The organism is Xanthomonas sp. 1678 (genome assembly GCF_031455575.1).
In the GTDB taxonomy this organism is placed as follows: domain Bacteria; phylum Pseudomonadota; class Gammaproteobacteria; order Xanthomonadales; family Xanthomonadaceae; genus Xanthomonas_A.
Window position 1 is genome coordinate 93,785 of sequence record NZ_JAVDSZ010000001.1, and the last position, 16,312, is coordinate 110,096.

22 protein-coding genes, 2 tRNA genes and 1 other RNA gene are annotated in these 16,312 nt (G+C 70.6%); 18 read left to right on the plus strand and 7 right to left on the minus strand.

All coding sequences use genetic code 11. From position 1 onward, the window contains the following. Positions 1-367: 367 nt before the first annotated feature. Positions 368-1,588: a transglycosylase SLT domain-containing protein gene (locus J2Y70_RS00500; RefSeq protein ID WP_309912220.1), complete on the minus strand. Its 1,221-nt coding sequence runs from the start codon at positions 1,586-1,588 to the stop codon at positions 368-370. After that, a complete protein-coding gene (gene gloB / locus J2Y70_RS00505) occupies positions 1,585-2,352 on the minus strand; it encodes a hydroxyacylglutathione hydrolase (RefSeq protein WP_263397467.1) in 768 nt (255 codons plus the stop codon). Before gloB ends, J2Y70_RS00500 begins: the two co-directional genes overlap by 4 nt. A gap of 12 nt (positions 2,353-2,364) precedes the next feature. Here gloB and J2Y70_RS00510 point away from each other — a divergent pair, with 12 nt between their 5' ends. From J2Y70_RS00510 to dnaQ, 3 genes are read left to right on the plus strand one after another with little or no spacing between them, the layout of a single operon-like run. Next, a complete protein-coding gene (locus J2Y70_RS00510) occupies positions 2,365-3,024 on the plus strand; it encodes a class I SAM-dependent methyltransferase (RefSeq protein WP_263397468.1) in 660 nt (219 codons plus the stop codon). 12 nt (positions 3,025-3,036) lie between these two features. Next, positions 3,037-3,495, plus strand: a complete 459-nt coding sequence (rnhA, locus tag J2Y70_RS00515) for a ribonuclease HI (protein ID WP_053841401.1) — start codon at positions 3,037-3,039, stop codon at positions 3,493-3,495. Between the two features lie 32 nt (positions 3,496-3,527). Beyond that, positions 3,528-4,268, plus strand: a complete 741-nt coding sequence (gene dnaQ / locus J2Y70_RS00520) for a DNA polymerase III subunit epsilon (protein WP_309912224.1) — start codon at positions 3,528-3,530, stop codon at positions 4,266-4,268. 178 nt (positions 4,269-4,446) lie between these two features. Here dnaQ and J2Y70_RS00525 read toward each other — a convergent pair whose 3' ends face one another. Continuing rightward, positions 4,447-5,151 carry a PP2C family serine/threonine-protein phosphatase gene (locus tag J2Y70_RS00525; RefSeq protein ID WP_263397470.1) on the minus strand — a complete coding sequence of 235 codons (705 nt, stop codon included), beginning with the start codon at positions 5,149-5,151 and terminating at the stop codon, positions 4,447-4,449. A 195-nt stretch (positions 5,152-5,346) separates the two neighbouring features. Here J2Y70_RS00525 and J2Y70_RS00530 point away from each other — a divergent pair. Together J2Y70_RS00530 and J2Y70_RS00535 are read left to right on the plus strand one after the other, a co-directional pair. Next, positions 5,347-5,437: transfer RNA gene (locus J2Y70_RS00530), tRNA-Ser, on the plus strand. A gap of 118 nt (positions 5,438-5,555) precedes the next feature. Beyond that, on the plus strand, positions 5,556-5,960 hold the full coding sequence (locus J2Y70_RS00535) for a DUF6165 family protein (RefSeq protein ID WP_263397471.1): 405 nt from the start codon (positions 5,556-5,558) through the stop codon (positions 5,958-5,960). 60 nt (positions 5,961-6,020) lie between these two features. Here J2Y70_RS00535 and J2Y70_RS00540 read toward each other — a convergent pair whose 3' ends face one another. After that, the gene (locus J2Y70_RS00540) at positions 6,021-6,278 is read right to left on the minus strand and encodes a DUF2798 domain-containing protein (RefSeq protein WP_309912227.1); all 258 of its coding nucleotides are present in this window, start codon (positions 6,276-6,278) and stop codon (positions 6,021-6,023) included. Between the two features lie 198 nt (positions 6,279-6,476). Beyond that, a complete protein-coding gene (locus J2Y70_RS00545; RefSeq protein WP_309912229.1) occupies positions 6,477-7,526 on the minus strand; it encodes a glycosyltransferase family 9 protein in 1,050 nt (349 codons plus the stop codon). Positions 7,527-7,546: 20 nt separating this feature from the next. On the opposite strand from J2Y70_RS00545, the gene J2Y70_RS00550 reads away from it, so the two are divergent. The 8 genes from J2Y70_RS00550 to J2Y70_RS00585 all read left to right on the plus strand — a co-directional run bounded on the left by J2Y70_RS00550 (position 7,547) and on the right by J2Y70_RS00585 (position 12,066). Further along, positions 7,547-8,296: a 3-deoxy-D-manno-octulosonic acid kinase gene (locus J2Y70_RS00550; RefSeq protein ID WP_309912231.1), complete on the plus strand. Its 750-nt coding sequence runs from the start codon at positions 7,547-7,549 to the stop codon at positions 8,294-8,296. Continuing rightward, complete coding sequence (locus tag J2Y70_RS00555; RefSeq protein WP_309912232.1) at positions 8,296-9,051, plus strand: MBL fold metallo-hydrolase; 756 nt, start codon at positions 8,296-8,298, stop codon at positions 9,049-9,051. The genes J2Y70_RS00550 and J2Y70_RS00555 overlap by 1 nt, the downstream gene beginning before the upstream one ends. After that, positions 9,048-10,088: a GTP 3',8-cyclase MoaA gene (moaA, locus tag J2Y70_RS00560; protein ID WP_309912234.1), complete on the plus strand. Its 1,041-nt coding sequence runs from the start codon at positions 9,048-9,050 to the stop codon at positions 10,086-10,088. The genes J2Y70_RS00555 and moaA overlap by 4 nt, the downstream gene beginning before the upstream one ends. 5 nt (positions 10,089-10,093) lie before the next feature. After that, positions 10,094-10,471 (plus strand): nuclear transport factor 2 family protein, encoded by a 378-nt coding sequence (locus J2Y70_RS00565; RefSeq protein ID WP_309912236.1) that lies wholly within the window; start codon positions 10,094-10,096, stop codon positions 10,469-10,471. A gap of 31 nt (positions 10,472-10,502) precedes the next feature. Further along, positions 10,503-11,018, plus strand: coding sequence for a cyclic pyranopterin monophosphate synthase MoaC (gene moaC, locus J2Y70_RS00570; RefSeq protein WP_263397478.1), 516 nt, complete (start codon positions 10,503-10,505; stop codon positions 11,016-11,018). After that, positions 11,015-11,260 carry a MoaD/ThiS family protein gene (locus J2Y70_RS00575; RefSeq protein ID WP_263397479.1) on the plus strand — a complete coding sequence of 82 codons (246 nt, stop codon included), beginning with the start codon at positions 11,015-11,017 and terminating at the stop codon, positions 11,258-11,260. Before moaC ends, J2Y70_RS00575 begins: the two co-directional genes overlap by 4 nt. A gap of 3 nt (positions 11,261-11,263) precedes the next feature. Further along, positions 11,264-11,692, plus strand: a complete 429-nt coding sequence (locus tag J2Y70_RS00580) for a molybdenum cofactor biosynthesis protein MoaE (RefSeq protein WP_263397480.1) — start codon at positions 11,264-11,266, stop codon at positions 11,690-11,692. A gap of 62 nt (positions 11,693-11,754) precedes the next feature. Beyond that, the gene (locus J2Y70_RS00585) at positions 11,755-12,066 is read left to right on the plus strand and encodes a hypothetical protein (RefSeq protein ID WP_309912240.1); all 312 of its coding nucleotides are present in this window, start codon (positions 11,755-11,757) and stop codon (positions 12,064-12,066) included. Positions 12,067-12,268: 202 nt separating this feature from the next. Here J2Y70_RS00585 and ffs read toward each other — a convergent pair. After that, positions 12,269-12,365: signal recognition particle sRNA small type (gene ffs / locus J2Y70_RS00590), an RNA gene on the minus strand. Positions 12,366-12,464: 99 nt separating this feature from the next. Further along, positions 12,465-12,557: transfer RNA gene (locus J2Y70_RS00595), tRNA-Ser, on the minus strand. A 239-nt stretch (positions 12,558-12,796) separates the two neighbouring features. On the opposite strand from J2Y70_RS00595, the gene dnaX reads away from it, so the two are divergent. The 5 genes from dnaX (at position 12,797) to J2Y70_RS00620 (ending at position 16,300) form a co-directional block, all read left to right on the plus strand. Continuing rightward, entirely contained in the window at positions 12,797-14,656 is a 1,860-nt protein-coding gene (dnaX, locus tag J2Y70_RS00600) for a DNA polymerase III subunit gamma/tau (protein WP_309912242.1), read from the plus strand. A gap of 5 nt (positions 14,657-14,661) precedes the next feature. Beyond that, the gene (locus J2Y70_RS00605; protein ID WP_263110614.1) at positions 14,662-14,982 is read left to right on the plus strand and encodes a YbaB/EbfC family nucleoid-associated protein; all 321 of its coding nucleotides are present in this window, start codon (positions 14,662-14,664) and stop codon (positions 14,980-14,982) included. A gap of 1 nt (position 14,983) precedes the next feature. Then, positions 14,984-15,259, plus strand: coding sequence for a hypothetical protein (locus J2Y70_RS00610; RefSeq protein WP_309912245.1), 276 nt, complete (start codon positions 14,984-14,986; stop codon positions 15,257-15,259). Further along, entirely contained in the window at positions 15,256-15,870 is a 615-nt protein-coding gene (gene recR / locus J2Y70_RS00615; RefSeq protein ID WP_263397483.1) for a recombination mediator RecR, read from the plus strand. Before J2Y70_RS00610 ends, recR begins: the two co-directional genes overlap by 4 nt. 82 nt (positions 15,871-15,952) lie before the next feature. Further along, positions 15,953-16,300 (plus strand): histidine triad nucleotide-binding protein, encoded by a 348-nt coding sequence (locus J2Y70_RS00620; protein ID WP_309912247.1) that lies wholly within the window; start codon positions 15,953-15,955, stop codon positions 16,298-16,300. The last annotated feature ends 12 nt before the right edge of the window (positions 16,301-16,312 follow it).

The following is a 16,312-nucleotide window of genomic DNA, read 5'->3' on the forward strand; positions in this document are numbered from 1 at the left end:
GGCAAGGCCGGCTTCGGGCGTTCGCTGCGCGCTATTGCGGAGCGCTTGCGACTTAAGCGTTCTCTCGGCTGTTCGCCATGCGGTGGGGACGACGTCAGCGGCGATGCAATGGCGGCCACGCCTGCCTTGGGCTGCGGCACTGGCCAATGTGGAAGCTGAGACTTCTCGTTTCATCTCTCAGCTGTTCGCCATGCTGTGGGAGCGACTTCAGTCGCGTAGGCTTTATCGATAAAGCCCGTCGCGACTGAAGTCGCTCCCACAAGTGGCTTCTTGCGTAGGCTGACGGTGGCAGCGCTGGCGGTCGCCGCTGTCGCGGTCTCGTCGGTCCTGCCGCAGCGCATCGATCCCGCCGCAGCGGGAGGGCGGCCTATTCCTCGTAGCTCAGCACCATGCCCGGGCGCAGCACGCTGCGCGCGGACAGGCCGTTCTTCGCCAGCAGGGTCTGCACGGTGATGCCGTAGCGCTTGGCGATGGTCCAGGCGGTGTCGCCGTCGCGGACGGTGTGGGTGCGGCGCGCCGCAGCCGTGCGTGAGCGGATCCGCGGCGTTGCGGCTTCGCCGACGCTGGCGACGGTCCGCACGGCCGGCGCCTCGACCTGCGCCTGCGTCGCCGCCAGCGCGTCGGCGGCGGCCGTGGCCGCGCTGCCGCCGCTGCCGACCGGCGCCAGCACCGGCAGCGCGCGCTTGCTGTTGCGCCCGCTGCCCAGCGCCGGGTTCAGGCGCGCGATCCGGTCGCCCTGCAGCGCCTGCTGGCGCGCCCAGTCGTCCAGCGCCATGCCGGCGGGCAGGGTGCGCGCCTGCAGGATCGGCACCTCGCGGTCCAGCGAGGCCATCCACTCGTCGCGGCTCTGCGCCTGCTCCAGCACGCAGGCCAGCGCGTGCAGCTTCTCGACGTAGGCGTAGGTGATCGGCGACAACCCGGGCAGCTTGGCCGGTTGCGCGTTCTGCGCGTTCATGCCGGCGCGGCGCATCGACTGCAGCACGCGGTATTCGCCAGCGTTGTAGGCCATGATCGCCAGGCGCCAATCGCCGCCGAACATGCCGTGCAGGGTCTTCAGGTAGCGCACCGCGGCGCGGGTGGAATCCACCGCGGACAGGCGCCCGTCGTAGCTGCCTTCGACCGGGACGTCGTGGTTGCGGGCGGTACCGGCGATGAACTGCCACAGTCCGGCCGGACCGCCGCTGTTGCGTGCGGCGGGACGATAGCCGCTCTCGACGAACGGGATCAGCGCGAATTCGGTCGGCAGGTCGGCGGCACGCAATTCGTCGACCACGTAGCCGAACAGCGGCAACACGTCCTCGTCCTCGTTGGCCAGGCGCGCCGGCGCGCGCGCAAACTGCTGTTTCCAGCGCGCGTCGGTGGCGCTGCTGTCACATTGCGCGTCGGCCAGGCCGTCGCGGAAGTTGGCCAGGATGGTATGGCCGTTACGCGTGGTCGCCGGCGGCAACGCCGCAGCGTCCGTCGGCAGCGCATTCAGCCCGGCAAGGGTCTGCTCCAGTGCGGCGCCGACCGGCGCCGCCGCGGTCGCGGAAGGAGTCGCCGACGCGATGGTCAGCGTCAGCGCCGCGCTCAACAGCAGCGACCTCATGCGCGGAAATCGTCTTTCCAGCGCCTCAATTCGGCGAATACCTCCACTTCGTCGCGCGCGCCGCGGCCGAGCCGGGCGGCGACCGCCTGCTGGATCGCCGCCGAGGCGGTGCGCAGGAACGGGTTGGTCGCCATTTCGCTGGCGAGGGTGACGGGAACAGTGGGACGGGCAGCGTGACGCATGGCCTGGACTTCCTGATGGCGCTGCCGCAAGGCAGCGTTGGTGGGATCGACCGTGACGGCGAATGCCGCATTGGCCAGGGTGTATTCGTGTCCGCAGCACACCAGCGTGGCGCCCGGGAGGGCGGCCAGCCGTTGCAGCGAACCCAACATCTGGGAGGGCGTACCTTCGAACATGCGCCCACAGCCTAGGCTGAACAGCGTGTCCCCGCTGAACAGGTGGCCATGGCCGACATAGGCCACATGCGAGCGGGTGTGCCCAGGCACGGCAAGGGTCCGGAACTCCCATTCCAGCACCTGCACCGCATCGCCGTCGCCGACGTGCTGGCTGGCGAGCGGGATCCGCGGCTCGTCCGCCGGGGCGAACACCGGCAGGTCCGGCCAGCGCTCGCGCAGAACCGCCACGCCGCCGATGTGGTCGTCGTGATGATGGGTCAGCAGCACCGCGGATGGCTGCAATCCCTGGGCGGCTGCCTCGAATACCGGCTCGGCCTGGCCGGGGTCGACCAGCACGGCGCGGCCATCCGCGGCGGCGATCGCCCAGATGTAATTATCCTGGAATGCGGGCAGGGCGATCAGTCGCATAGAATTGGCACCATGCCTGCCGCCCCGTTCCCCCGTCAAGCCGCCGTCTCATCCTGGTTTGATACGGCGGTGGCGCAACAGCTGCTGCAGGCCGAGCAGCCGTTGATCCTGGACGCCTTGCTCGCTCGCCCCGCACAGCCCTGGTTGTGGCTGGCGCCGGTGCCGTTCGCGCCGCTGGCGCGCGAGCTGCCCGGGCGCGGCGTGCGCTTGCATCGCACCGCGCACGGCTATGCCGGCGACCTGGTGTGCACGCTGCCGTTGCCGCTGCCGTCGGAGAGCGTCAACGCGATCGTGCTGCAGCACGTGCTGGGTGCCGACGCCACCGCGTTGCTGGAAGAATGCGAGCGGGTGCTGCTGCCGGGCGGGCGCATCTGGCTGTTCGCACTGAACGCGATGAGCCCGTACCGGCTGCGCTGGCGCCGGCAGGGCCTGGTGGCGCGGCCGCCGGGCAGCTGGCGCGGCTTGCTGGCGCAGGCCGGGCTGCCGTGCGTCGAGCGCCTGCGCTACCTCGGGCCGGTGTGGCCGACCCGTGGCGGCATCGCGGCGGCGACGTCCGGCGCGCCGTTGCGCGCGGTGTGCATGCTGCAGGCAGAAAAACGCACCGCCGCCGGCATCGGCCCCATTCCGCTGCGCGCGCCGGTACGCTGGCGCGGTTCGGCCGCTTCCATCTGATCCTGGACGTACATGAAGACTGTTGATATCCATACCGACGGCGCCTGCCTCGGCAATCCCGGCCCCGGCGGCTGGGCCGCGCTGCTGCGCTACAAGGGCCTGGAGCGCGAAGTGGCCGGCGCCGAGGCGCACACCACTAACAACCGCATGGAGCTGATGGCCGCGATCATGGCGCTGGAGACGCTCAGCGAGCCGTGCCAGATCGTGCTGCATACCGATTCGCAGTACGTGCGCCAGGGCATCACCGAATGGATGCCGGGCTGGGTGCGGCGGCAGTGGAAGACCGCCGGCGGCGATCCGGTCAAGAACCGCGACCTGTGGGAGCGGCTGCACGCCGCCGCGCAGCGGCACACGATCGATTGGCGCTGGGTCAAGGGCCACAGCGGCGATCCGGACAACGAGCGGGTGGACGTGCTGGCGCGCAACCAGGCGCTGCGGGTGCGCGCCGGCGGCGCCGCGGTCGCGTCCTGATCCTTTCCACGATCCATCCTGCAGCGAGCGACATGCGTCAGATCATCCTCGATACCGAAACCACCGGCCTGGAATGGAAGAAGGGCAACCGCGTCGTCGAAATCGGCGCGGTGGAGCTGCTCGAGCGCCGTCCCAGCGGGCGCAACTTCCACCGTTACCTGCGCCCGGACTGCGACTTCGAACCCGGCGCCCAGGAAGTCACCGGCCTGACCCTGGAGTTCCTGGCCGACAAGCCGGAATTCCACGAGGTGGTGGACGAATTCCTGGCGTTCGTCGACGGCGCCGAACTGATCATCCACAACGCCTCGTTCGACCTGGGCTTCCTCGACTACGAACTGTCGCGGCTGGGCGCGTCCTACGGGCGCATCCTCGACCGCGCCACGGTCATCGATACGCTGCTGCTGGCGCGCGAGCGCTTCCCGGGCCAGCGCAATTCGCTGGACGCGCTGTGCAAGCGGCTGGGCGTGGACAACTCGCACCGGCAACTGCACGGCGCGCTGCTCGATGCGCAGATCCTCAGCGACGTCTACATCGCGCTGACCTCGGGCCAGGAGGAGATCGGCTTCGCCCTGGCCGACGACCGCGCCGGCGACCACGCAGATGGCCAGCGCGCGGCGTTCGACATGGCGATGCTGCTGCCGCGGCCGCGGGTGCTGCCGACCGCGTCGGAGCTGGAAGCGCACCAGGCGCGGCTGGAAAAGCTGCGCAAGAAGGCCGGACGTGCGCTGTGGGACGAGGCCGAGCCGGTGCTGGCCGAGGCCGTGGCCGGTTGAGCGGGGCGACGTCGTGCAGACGATCGTTCGCTGGCGCTGCTTCGGGCTTGCCCCGCCAGCTACCGGCGCGGCCATCGCGGCGAGCGTGGGGCGCAGCGCGCGCTGAGCGCAGCCGCGAATCGCGCGTGCCTGCCGTGGCCCGGCCTGCGCCGACAAGCGCGGGCATCGGCGCATCGGCTCAGTGGCAGCGCACCAGGATCGCGGTGATGTTGTCCGAGCCGCCGCCGTCCAGCGCGGCGGCCACCAGCGTGTCCACGCATTCCTGCGCGCTGCAGTCGTCGTGGCCGAGGGTGGCGGCGATGCCGGCATCGTCCACTTCCTCGGTCAGCCCGTCGCTGCACAGCAGCAGCTGCATGCCCGGGCGCAGTTCGCCGGTCATCGTGGCCACGTTGAGGTGCAGCGGATCGGTGACCCCCAGCGCCTGGGTGACCACGTTGCGGTGCGGATGCGCGCGCGCCTGCTCGGCGGTCAGCGCGCCCTGTGCGATCAGTTCCTGCACGTAGCTGTGGTCCTGGCTGAGCTGGGCCAGCTTGCCGTCGCGCCACAGATAGGCGCGGCTGTCGCCGACCCAGGCCACCTCGAAGCGGTTGCCCTGCACCCGCGCGGCGACCACCGTGGTGCCCATCGGCAAGCTGTCGTTGCGCCGCCGCGAGGCGCGGATGATCTCCTCGTCGGCGATGCGGATCGCCTGCGCCAGCGGCGTGCCGCCGCGCACCTCGCGGACGATGGCCTCGCGCGCCAGCGCGCTGGCGACCTCGCCGCAGGCATGGCCGCCCATGCCGTCGGCGACCAGCCACAGGCCGAGCTCGTTGTCGCCGTAATAGGTGTCCTCGTTGAGCTCGCGGCGCAGGCCGACGTGGGTGAGGTGTCCGAATTCGATCATTGCGTGCCCGCGGCCGGCCCGGCGTCCTGTCATTCAAACGGCATCATCGCGGCCAAGCGGACATCAGGCAATCGTTGGCCGTGCCGCAGGGCAGGCGGGGTTCATGGGGGTACGGGCGCTACCGGGCGACGCGGCGCTTGTCCGCGCGCGGCAGGGACCGTATGATGCACGCCCCCGGTCCGCCGGGGACCACCCGGGAAGGTGGCAGAGCGGTTGAATGTACCTGACTCGAAATCAGGCAGGCGTTTATAGCGCCTCGGGGGTTCGAATCCCCCCCTTCCCGCCAGTTTTCAGAAGGCCCCGTCAGGGGCCTTTTGTCTTTTGACGGCGCTCGCCATGCGGCGCCGACATGGCGTTAAGGCCTGCCCGTTACACTTCCTCTCAACTATCGCTTGGGTGTTCCCATGTCCGAAATTCTGGCCCCCGTGTCCTTTGGCGAACTGCTCGACAAGATCGCCATCCTGCAGATCAAGTCCGAGCGCATCGGCGATGCGGCCAAGTTGGCCAACGTGCGCGCGGAGCTGTCGGCGCTGGAAAAGACCTGGATGGCGCATCCGGCCGCCAGCGGCGACGTGGCCCGGCTGCGGCTGGAGCTGAAGGCGGTCAACGAGCGCCTGTGGGTGATCGAGGACGAGATCCGGATCAAGGAGAAGGCGCAGGCCTTCGACGAGGAGTTCATCAAGCTCGCGCGCAGCGTGTACTACGAGAACGACGAGCGCGCGCGGCTCAAGAAGGAGATCAACCTGGCGCTGGGTTCCAGCTACGTCGAAGAGAAGTCCTACCAGGACTACCGCGGCGCGGCGACCTGAGGAAAACATCCGGGAGGCGTCGTCGCCTCCCGGATGATCGGTGCGGCCGGGTGTGGACGGTCAGGTGCGGGCGACCAGCAGTCCGGTCAGCCGACGCACCAGCGGCAATGCCAGCAGCAGGGTGGGAAAGGCGATCAGCCACGACAACGCCCAGGCACCCAGCCATAGCGTGTACACGCCCGGCGCCAGGCCGACCGTGCGCAGCGTACTGATCATCGAGACCACGCAGGTCATCAGGATCGACAACAACAGCGGCATCACCCAGCCGGCATGGCGGGAATGCAGTTTGCGCGGGAAAAACCGAGGGGAACGGGACATGGTGCGAACTCCGTAAGCCGGTCGAAGCAAAGGCGCCACCCGCAGGCGCCGAGGCGCTGGCGGGAAACGGCCCCGGACGAATCCGGCGCGGTTGGCGCGTTGCTTGACGTAAACGCTTACGGCGGCGTCCGCAGACCGAAGTGGTGGCGAACGCGCGCCAGCATGGTAAGGCCGCGCTCGGCCGGCGCACAAGCCGGCCTACATGCCTTGGTCGGTGCGATAGCGCTCGAACGCGGCGATCGCCTCGTCCACGCCGATCAGCGCCATCACCTCGTCGAACTCGATCTTGCTGCCCCATTTCAGCTGCTCGGCCGGCTTGCCGAGGAACTTGCGCGCCGCCGCGTCGTACTTGTCCACGCAGTAGCGGATGTCCGAGTACGGGCCGCTGCGGCGGGGGTTGCTGGCCGCGTGCAGGCCCAGCACCTTGCTGCCCACGGCGTTGGCGATGTGCATCGGGCCCGAGTCGGGGGTCATCACCAGTGCGGCGCGCTGCAGCAGCGCCGGCAGCTGCTTGAGCGTGTCGCGGCCGACCAGATCCAGCAGCGGCGCGCGGGCGGCCGCGACGATGGCGTCGGCGGTGCTGCGCTCCAGCTCGCTGCGCCCGCCGCACAGCACCACCCGCCAGCCCTGCGCGGCGGCGTGGTCGGCGACCGCGGCGTAGCGGTCGGCGTACCAGTTGCGGCGCACGTGGCTGGAGCAGGGCGAGATCAGCAGCGCCGGGCGGCCGTCGTCGGGCCATTGCGCCTGCGCCCAGGCGTACGCATCGTCCGGGATCGGCAGGTCCCAGCGCACCTCGGTCTGGCGCAGGCCCAGCGGTTCGCAGAAGCTGCCGATCGCGTCGAGCACGTGGATGCCGGGGCGGTCGGGGATGCGTTCGTTGACGAACAGGCCGTGCAGGTCCTTGGAGCGGCTGCGGTCGTAGCCGATGCGGCGGCGTGCGCGGACGAACGCGGACAGCACGTTGGCGCGCAGCGCCACCTGCATCTGCAGCAGCGCATCGAAGCGCTGCGGCGGCAGTTCGCGGCGCAGCGCGCGCATGCCGGCCACGCCGCTGCGCTTGTCGTAGGCATGGAACACCACCCCGGGCAGGCCGTCGAGCAGCTTGTGCCCGGCCTTGTCGATGATCCAGTGCAGCGGCGGTGCGTCGGGCCAGGCGCGCTGCAGGGTGCGCACCAGCGGCACCACGTGGGTCACGTCCCCCAGCGCCGACAGGCGCAACAGGCACAGCGAAGGGAGCGTTGCTGCCATGGTGTTGTTAGACTCGCTGAATGGTTGCATTCGACGCCACCGAAGCGCTGACGCCGTACCGCGAGGGACGCGGCTATGGCGCCATTCTGTTCGACCGCCAGCGACTGCGGCAAGCCGAGCCGGCGCTGTTCTCCGCCGCGCACTGGGCCGAGCGCGCGCGGCCGGTGGACGAGGGTGGCCGCGGCGGCGCCTGGTTCGTCGATGCCCCGTTCGGCGCCAGCGTGTTGCGCCAATACCGGCGCGGCGGCCTGGTCGCCAAGCTCAGCCGCGATCGCTACTTCTGGTCCGGCGCCGACCGCACCCGCAGCTTCGCCGAATTCCGGCTGATGCGCGCGCTGATCGCACGCAAGCTGCCGGTGCCGGTGCCGCTGGCCGCCTGCTACCTGCGCCAGGGGCTGCGCTACCGCGCGGCGATCCTGATGGAGCGGCTGGAGGGCGTGCGCTCGCTGGCCGATCGCGCCCACGTCGCCGGCCGCGGCGCGCCGTGGGAGGAGGCGGGGCGGCTGATCGCGCGCTTCCACCGCGCCGGGCTGGATCACGCCGACCTCAACGCGCACAACATCCTGTTCGACGGCAACGGCCGTGGCTGGATGATCGATTTCGACCGCGGCGTGCTGCGCATTCCGGCCACGCGCTGGCGCGAGCGCAACCTCAAGCGCCTGCACCGCTCGCTGCTGAAGCTGCGCGGCGAGCGCAGCGTCGACGAGGTCGACAAGGACTACGCGCGCCTGCGCCGCGCCTACGACCTGGCCTGGAACCGGGGCTACTGATGGCCTGGGCGCTGCGCTTCCAGGGCGTCGGCAACGCGTCGGCGGTGGAACTGGGCTCGCCGATGGCCACGATCGAGCGCGACGGCGCGCCGTGGCTGAGCATCGACTGCGGTGGCGAGGGCCTGAGCGCCTACCAGGCGCACTACCGGGCGATGCCGCAGGCGCTGTTCGTCACCCATGTGCACCTGGACCACGTGGCCGGGTTCGAGCGGCTGTTCGTGGACGCGTATTTCTCGGCGCGGCGCGGCAAGGTGCGGCTGTACGTGCCGGCGCCGGTGGTGCCGCTGCTGCACAAGCGGGTCGGCGACTACCCGAACGCGCTGGCCGAGGGCGGCGCCAACTTCTGGGACGCGTTCCAGCTGGTTCCGGTGGGCGAGGCGTTCTGGCACGAGGGGGTGCGGCTGGAAGCGTTCCCGGTGCGCCACCATTGGCCGGAAACCGCCTACGGGCTGCGCCTGCCCGGCGCGCTGGTATGGAGCGGCGATACCCGGCCGATCCCGGAAATGCTGAGCCGTTACGCCAACGACGGCGAACTGATCGCGCACGACTGCGGCCTTCACGGCAATCCGTCGCATACTGGCGTGGACGACCTGGAACGGGAATATCCCGCCGAGCTGCGGCAACGCATGATGCTGTACCACTACGCCAGCGCCGAGGATGCCCAGGCCTTGCGCGCGCGCGGCCACCGCGTCGCGCGGCCCGGCGAATGCGTGGCCCTGGACGCGCCGCGCGCGCCGCAGGTGCCGGCGCCATGAACGCGCTGCTGCGCCCGCCGCTGCCGCCGCTGCCGGCCACGCCGCTGGATCGGCTGGGGCGGCCGCTGCGCGATTTGCGCCTGTCGGTGATCGAGGCCTGCAACTTCCGCTGCGGCTACTGCATGCCGGCCGACAAGGTGCCCGACGACTACGGCTTCGACGCGTCCTCGCGGCTGTCCTTCGAGCAGCTCGAGACCCTGGTGCGCGCGTTCGTGCGCAACGGCGTCAGCAAGCTGCGCCTGACCGGCGGCGAGCCGCTGCTGCGCCGCGACCTGCCCGAGCTGGTGCGGCGGCTGGCGCGCATCCCGGGCCTGGACGACCTGGCCATGACCACCAACGGCTCGCTGCTGGCGCGGCACGCGCAGGCCTTGCGCGAGGCCGGATTGCGCAGGGTCACGGTGAGCCTGGATGCGATCGACCCGGCGACCTTCCGGCATATGTCCGGCGGCCGCGGCGAGGTGGCGCAGGTGCTGGCCGGCATCGACGCTGCGGTGGCCGCCGGCCTGGGGCCGGTCAAGATCAATTGCGTGGTCCAGCGCGGCATCAACGACGACCAGGTGCTGCCGCTGCTGGCGCACTTCCGCGGCAGCGGCCACGTGCTGCGCTTCATCGAGTACATGGATGTGGGCACCTGCAATGCCTGGCGCCGCGAACGGGTGGTGCCTTCGGCCGAACTGCACGCGCGCATCGCCGAACGCTGGCCGTTGCGCGCGCTCGATCCGCACTACGCCGGCGAAGTCGCCGCGCGCCATGCCTTCGTCGACGGCGGCGGCGAGATCGGCTTCGTCAGCTCGGTCAGCGCGCCGTTCTGCGGCGATTGCCATCGCGCCCGGGTCTCGGCCGACGGCCAGCTCTACACCTGCCTGTTCGCCGCCGCCGGCACCGACCTGAAGCCGTCGCTGGGCGGCGGCGAGGACGCGCTGGCCGAGCGCGTGCGGGCGTTGTGGGGCCAGCGCGGCGACCGCTACAGCGAACTGCGCGGCGACGCGCGCGCGGCGCGCGGCAAGCACGTCGAGATGTTCCTGATCGGCGGATGAGCGGCATGGACAAATCGCTGGAAAACCGCTTGTTCGCGCTCGAGCTGGAGTTGCTGGAGCCGGCGACGCGCGCTTCGGTCGCGCGGGTATCGGCGCTGCTCGACGAGGCGTTCGTCGAGTTCGGCGCGTCCGGGTGCTGCATCGACAAGCCGGCGCTGCTGCAGGCATTGCCGGCCGAGGCCGGCGCGGTCCGCTATCGCGCGTTCGACTTGCAGGCATGCTGGCTGGCGCCGGACCTGGCGCAATTGCGCTACCGCAGCGAGCGCCACGAAGGCGACGGCGTGCCGGTACGGCATGCGCTGCGCAGTTCGCTGTGGCGCTGCCGCGACGGCGAATGGCGCATGCTGTTCCACCAGGGCACGCCGATGTCCGGCAATGTCTGAGCATGGTGCCGTGGGAGCGGCAGCGCAGCCTATGAGCGAAGAACAGGCCAAATACGCCGTCGCGGCGAGCAGGACGCTGACCCATCTGGACCCGCAAGGTCTGCCAACGATGGTCGACGTCTCGGCCAAGGCAGTCACCGCGCGCGTCGCGGTGGCCGAGTCGCGGGTGCGCTTTCCCGCCGCGGTGGCCGCGCAATTGCGCGCCGACGCGCTGCGCAGCGCCAAGGGCGGCATCGTCGACACCGCGGTGATCGCCGGCACCATGGCGGTCAAGCGCACCCACGAACTGATCCCGTTTTGCCACCCGTTGCCGATCGACGGCTGCCGCTTCGCGATCGACTGGGCCTCGCCGCAGGTGCTGCGCATCGAATGCACGGTGCGCACCGTGCACCGCACCGGCGTGGAGATGGAGGCGCTGACCGGCGCCAGCATCGCCGCGCTGACCGTCTACGACATGTGCAAGGCGCTGACCCACGCGATGACCATCGGCCCGGTGCGGCTGCTCGGCAAACGCGGCGGCAAGCGCGACGTCGGGAGCGCGGCATGAGCGTGCAGGTGACCGTGCTGTATTTCGCCAGCCTGCGCGAGGCGGCCGGCAGCGAGCGCGAGCAGGTGCGCACCGCGGCCGCCGACCTGCGCGCGCTGTATGCCGAACTCGACGCGCGGCACGGCCTGCGCTGGCCGCCGCAACGCCTGCGCGTGGCCGTGGACGGCGCCTTCGTGAGCTGGGACGAGGCGCCGCGCGACGGTAGCGAAGTGGTGTTCATTCCGCCGGTCTCGGGAGGCTGAGCGATGTCCACGCCGCAGCGGTTCCATCTTGCCGACAGCGCCCTGGACATCGCCGCGTTGCGCGCGCCGCTGGCGCACGCGCAGGCCGGCGCCTATGCCAGTTTCGAGGGCTGGGTGCGCGACCACAACGACGGCCGCGCAGTCGACGGCCTGCGCTACGAAGCCTACGCGGCGCTGGCCGAGGCCGAAGGCTGGCGCATCACCGACGAAGCGCTGGCCCGCTTCGACATCCTCGACCTGCGCTGCGTGCACCGCGTCGGCGACCTGGCGATCGGCGACCTGGCGGTCTGGGTCGGCGTGGTCGCGGCGCATCGCGGCGCGGCGTTCGACGCGTGCCGCTACGTCATCGACGAGGTCAAGGCGCGGGTGCCGATCTGGAAGCACGAGCGCTACCGCGAGGGCGACGCCGGCTGGCTGCATCCGGAGGCGTAGGGCAGGCCCGGGATGCTGGGCCATCGGCAGGCGCCGATATCGCGGCGATGACCTGACGAGACGTGGCGACCGGCAAGCGCATGCACGCGCCATGGGCGCACGAATTGGCCGGTGTGGCGTTCTTCGAAGAGATTAGGGTGGCGACCCCGCCGGCTGACCTCGGCGCCCGCGTCGATCGATACGCGCCGTGGGAATGCTGCCGTTGCGGGGATGGTTGCGCCGTCGCCACGGCCGGTGCCAACGACTGGCCAGGATCGACGCTTGCGGCACTGCGCGGGACACAGCCGCAGCTTGCCAGAACCCATCCGGTCGAAGTGACCGCATTTACCTGGCGGATGTGTTTTCAGAAAAAGGGTGGCGACCCCGCCGGCTGACCTCGGCGCCCGCGTCGATCGATACGCGCCGTGGGAATGTTGCCGTTGCGGTGATGGTTGCGCCGTCGCCACGGCCGGTGCCAATGACTGGCCAGGATCGACGCTTGCGGCATGGCGCGGGACACAGCCGCAGCTTGCCAGCACCATCCGGTCGAAGTGACCGCATTTTATCTGGCGGATGTGTTTTCAGGAAAGGGTGGCGACCCCGCCGGCTGACCTCGGCGCCCGCGTCGATCGATACCGTTGCTGCCTTCCGGCCCTGGCGGAGTTTTCGACCTAGCGTCGCGAGGGGCCGACGGGGCCACCATAGAGACGAAACCGCGCCGTGGCGCGGTCTTTCCCTTTGAGTTCTTTCGCCGGTGGCGAAGAAACCCTGCGAGGGAAGCGCAATTCGAATCTGGCGGAGAGAGGGGGATTCGAACCCCCGAAGCGCGGTTTAGACGCTTACACACTTTCCAGGCGTGCTCCTTCAACCACTCGGACACCTCTCCGGGCCTGCCGGCGCGACTAGCCGACGGCAGGGGCGGGATTCTAGCCGTCGCGGGCGCCGTTCACAAGGACGGCGCTTTGCGGAGGCGGGGGCGTGCTGCGGCGCCGGCCCGGATTGCGGGAGACTGCCGGCCGGTCGTCGTCCGGGCTCCGCGGCGACGGGCCGGTCCGGGCGCCGCCGCTGAACGATCGAACTGGCGCGGCGTGGCACAATGGCGGTTCAGATGAAGACGGTTGCCTGATGTCCTATCTCGTTCTCGCCCGCAAGTGGCGCCCCAAGCGTTTTGCCGAGCTGGTGGGGCAGGAACACGTGGTCCGCGCGCTCACCAATGCGCTGGACAGCGGGCGCGTGCACCACGCGTTCCTGTTCACCGGCACCCGCGGCGTCGGCAAGACCACCATCGCGCGCATCTTCGCCAAGTCGCTGAACTGCGAGCAGGGCACCAGCGCCGATCCGTGCGGGCAGTGCCCGGCGTGCCTGGACATCGATGCCGGCCGCTACATCGACCTGCTGGAGATCGACGCCGCGTCCAATACCGGCGTGGACGACGTGCGCGAGGTGATCGAGAACGCGCAGTACATGCCCTCGCGCGGCAAGTTCAAGGTGTACCTGATCGACGAGGTGCACATGCTGTCCAAGGCGGCGTTCAACGCGCTGCTGAAGACGCTGGAGGAGCCGCCGGAGCACGTCAAGTTCCTGCTCGCCACCACCGACCCGCAGAAGCTGCCGGTGACGGTGCTGTCGCGCTGCCTGCAGTTCAACCTCAAGCGCCTGGACGAGGAGCAGATCCAGGGGCAGATGACCAGGATTCTGGCCGCCGAGCAGATCGAGGTCGATGCCTCGGCGATCGTGCAGCTGGCCAAGGCCGCCGACGGCAGCCTGCGCGACGGCCTGTCGCTGCTCGACCAGGCCATCGCCTACGCCGGCGGCGCGCTGCGCGACGACGTGGTGCGGGCGATGCTGGGCACGGTCGACCGCACCCAGGTCGGGGCGATGCTCGAGGCGCTGGCCGATGGCGACGGGCAGCGGCTGCTGCAGGTGGTCGCCGCGCTGGCCGAGTTCTCGCCGGACTGGGGCGGGGTGCTGGAGGCGCTGGCCGAGGCGTTGCACCGGATCCAGGTGCGGCAGCTGGTGCCGGCCGCGGCGGTGGCGGGTCTGGACGGTCTCGATCCGGCGCCGTTCGCCGAGCGCCTGCGCCCGGAAATCGTGCAGCTGTGGTACCAGATGGCGCTGAACGGGCGCCGCGACCTGTACCTGGCGCCGAGCCCGCGCGCCGGATTCGAGATGGCGGTGTTGCGCATGCTCGCGTTCCGCCCGGCCGGCGCGGCGCCGTTGCCGGCCGCGTCCGGGTCGGGCACGACGACCGAAGGCCGTACGCCTGCGGCGCCGGTGGCCGCGGCACCGGCCGCCGCTTCGGCAAGCGTCGCGGCGCCGTCTGCCACGGTCGCGGCGCCCGTCGCACCGATGATGGCGCCCGCGCCGACACCCGCCGCTGCCAGGCCGACGCCTGCGCCGGTTGCGACGGCCGCAGTGCTGGATCCGCCGTGGGACACCGCGGCACCACCGGCACCTGCGCAGGCCGCGCCGGCAGCGACCAACACCGCGCCGCCGGCGCCTGTGCCTGTGGCCGAGCCGGAAATGGCGATGGTGCCGCCGCTGGCCGCGGCCACGCGCACGCCGCCGTCTGCAAGCGCGACGCCGCGCGTGCTGCACGCGGCCGAGGACTGGCTGGAGCTGGTCGCCGATTGCGGCCTGACCGGGCCGTCGCGGCAGCTGGCGGCCAACGCGGCCTTCGTCAGCCACGCCGAGGGCGTGCTGCGGCTGTCGCTGTCGGCGGGCTTCGAATACCTGCAGTCCGAACGTTCGCTCGGCGAACTGGCCACGGCGCTGGCCGATGCGCTGGGCAGCAAGCCGAAGATCGTGATCGAAAGCGGCATCGAAGTCGATGCCGAGACCCTGCACGAGCGCTCGCACCGGCAACGCGGCGAGCGCCAGAATGCGGCCGAGACCGCGTTCATGCGCGACCCGGCGGTGCAAGCGCTGCTCCAGCAGCAAGGCGCGCGGGTCGTTCCCGATTCCATCCGCCCATACGAAGAGTAGAACGCATGCGTGGCAACATCGCCCAATTGATGCAACAGGCGCAGAAGATGCAGGAAAACCTGCAGCGCGCGCAGGAAGAACTGGCCCAGCTGGAAGTCACCGGCACGGCCGGCGGCGGCATGGTCAGCGTGACCCTGACCGGCGCCAAGGAATGCCGCAAGGTGCGGATCGATCCGAGCATCCTCTCCGACCAGGAGATGGCCGAGGATCTGATCGCCGCCGCCTTCAACGATGCCTCCAACAAGATCGATGCCGAGTCCAAGCAGCGCATGGGGTCGGCCACCGCCGGCATGCAGTTGCCGCCGGGCATGAAGCTGCCGTTCTGACATGCCCAACGGCAAGCCAGGCGATCATCCGCTCAGCGACCTGCGCTACGGGCGCGGCACCGGCTACGGCGAGGCGTTCGACGCGCTGGCGCTGGCATTGCTGGAGCGTCCGGGCGCGCACCACGAGGAAGTGGAGCACATCGTGAGCTATATGCCCGGGTTCGGGATGGTGTCGCGCGAAGAGATGGACGCTGCGGTCGCGCAGGCGCTGCACCGGTTGCGCACGCTGCGCGACGGCCTCGACGGCGCGCAGTCCGAGACCGCGCAGGACGCATGAGTTCGCCGCTGCTCGACCAACTGATCGAGGCTTTCAGGATCCTGCCGGGAGTGGGCCAGAAGTCGGCGCAGCGCATGGCCTACCACGTGCTCGAACGCGAGCGCGAGGGCGGGCAGCGGTTGGCGCACGTGCTGGCCGAAGCGGTGGAGAAGGTCGGCCACTGCGCGCACTGCCGCGATTTCACCGAGGCCGAGATCTGCGCGATCTGCGCCAGCCCCAGCCGCGATCGCCAGCAGCTGTGCGCGGTGGAGTCGCCGGCCGACCGCCTGGCGATCGAGCACGCCACCGGCTACCGCGGGCTGTACTTCATCCTGCAGGGCCGGCTGTCGCCGCTGGACGGCGTCGGCCCGCGCGAACTCGGCCTGGACAGCCTCGGCGCGCGCCTGGCGCAGGGCGAGATCGCCGAACTGATCATCGCCACCAATTCCACCGTCGAGGGCGAGGCCACCGCGCACTACCTGGCGCAGCTGGCGCGCCGGCACGGGGTGCGGCCGAGCCGGCTGGCGCAGGGCCTGCCGCTGGGCGGGGAACTGGAGTACGTGGACCGCGGCACGCTGTCGCATGCGTTCGGCAGCCGCAACGAGGTGCCGCAGGGCGGCGCAGGCGAATGACGGCCTGCGCTGCGCGGGCAGTGCCTGCGCGCTGCCGAATTCGGCTATAACGGCTGCCCCTTTCCGCTATCCGCATCGGCCCATGGATACCATCTTCGGCAAGATCATCCGTCGCGAAATTCCCGCCAGCATCGTCTACGAGGACGATGCCGTGCTCGGCTTCAAGGACATCGCGCCGCAGGCGCCGGTGCACGTGCTGTTCATTCCCAAGCAGGTGGAGATTCCCACCCTCGACGACCTGGCGCCGGAGCAGGCCACGCTGGTCGGCAGGCTGGTGCTGGCCGCGGCCGCCTATGCGCGCGAACAGGGCCTGGCGCAGGATGGCTACCGGGTGGTGATGAACTGCCGCGAGCATGCCGGGCAGACCGTGTTCCACCTGCACCTGCACCTGCTGGCCGGAGCCCCGCTGGGCCGTTTCGGCACGCCCTGATCGCGGTGCCTA

Coding starts and splice junctions, on each gene's coding strand:
- J2Y70_RS00540 (WP_309912227.1), bottom strand. CDS start 6,278: ATGTCCCGTTCCCCTCGGTTTTTCCCGCGCAAACTGCATTCCCGCCAT.
- J2Y70_RS00555 (WP_309912232.1), top strand. CDS start 8,296: ATGGCCTGGGCGCTGCGCTTCCAGGGCGTCGGCAACGCGTCGGCGGTG.
- dnaQ (WP_309912224.1), top strand. CDS start 3,528: ATGCGTCAGATCATCCTCGATACCGAAACCACCGGCCTGGAATGGAAG.
- moaC (WP_263397478.1), top strand. CDS start 10,503: ATGAGCGAAGAACAGGCCAAATACGCCGTCGCGGCGAGCAGGACGCTG.
- J2Y70_RS00580 (WP_263397480.1), top strand. CDS start 11,264: ATGTCCACGCCGCAGCGGTTCCATCTTGCCGACAGCGCCCTGGACATC.
- J2Y70_RS00545 (WP_309912229.1), bottom strand. CDS start 7,526: ATGGCAGCAACGCTCCCTTCGCTGTGCCTGTTGCGCCTGTCGGCGCTG.
- J2Y70_RS00605 (WP_263110614.1), top strand. CDS start 14,662: ATGCGTGGCAACATCGCCCAATTGATGCAACAGGCGCAGAAGATGCAG.
- J2Y70_RS00610 (WP_309912245.1), top strand. CDS start 14,984: ATGCCCAACGGCAAGCCAGGCGATCATCCGCTCAGCGACCTGCGCTAC.
- rnhA (WP_053841401.1), top strand. CDS start 3,037: ATGAAGACTGTTGATATCCATACCGACGGCGCCTGCCTCGGCAATCCC.
- J2Y70_RS00510 (WP_263397468.1), top strand. CDS start 2,365: ATGCCTGCCGCCCCGTTCCCCCGTCAAGCCGCCGTCTCATCCTGGTTT.
- J2Y70_RS00620 (WP_309912247.1), top strand. CDS start 15,953: ATGGATACCATCTTCGGCAAGATCATCCGTCGCGAAATTCCCGCCAGC.
- J2Y70_RS00500 (WP_309912220.1), bottom strand. CDS start 1,588: ATGAGGTCGCTGCTGTTGAGCGCGGCGCTGACGCTGACCATCGCGTCG.
- dnaX (WP_309912242.1), top strand. CDS start 12,797: ATGTCCTATCTCGTTCTCGCCCGCAAGTGGCGCCCCAAGCGTTTTGCC.
- recR (WP_263397483.1), top strand. CDS start 15,256: ATGAGTTCGCCGCTGCTCGACCAACTGATCGAGGCTTTCAGGATCCTG.
- J2Y70_RS00575 (WP_263397479.1), top strand. CDS start 11,015: ATGAGCGTGCAGGTGACCGTGCTGTATTTCGCCAGCCTGCGCGAGGCG.
- moaA (WP_309912234.1), top strand. CDS start 9,048: ATGAACGCGCTGCTGCGCCCGCCGCTGCCGCCGCTGCCGGCCACGCCG.
- J2Y70_RS00525 (WP_263397470.1), bottom strand. CDS start 5,151: ATGATCGAATTCGGACACCTCACCCACGTCGGCCTGCGCCGCGAGCTC.
- J2Y70_RS00535 (WP_263397471.1), top strand. CDS start 5,556: ATGTCCGAAATTCTGGCCCCCGTGTCCTTTGGCGAACTGCTCGACAAG.
- J2Y70_RS00565 (WP_309912236.1), top strand. CDS start 10,094: ATGGACAAATCGCTGGAAAACCGCTTGTTCGCGCTCGAGCTGGAGTTG.
- J2Y70_RS00550 (WP_309912231.1), top strand. CDS start 7,547: ATGGTTGCATTCGACGCCACCGAAGCGCTGACGCCGTACCGCGAGGGA.
- gloB (WP_263397467.1), bottom strand. CDS start 2,352: ATGCGACTGATCGCCCTGCCCGCATTCCAGGATAATTACATCTGGGCG.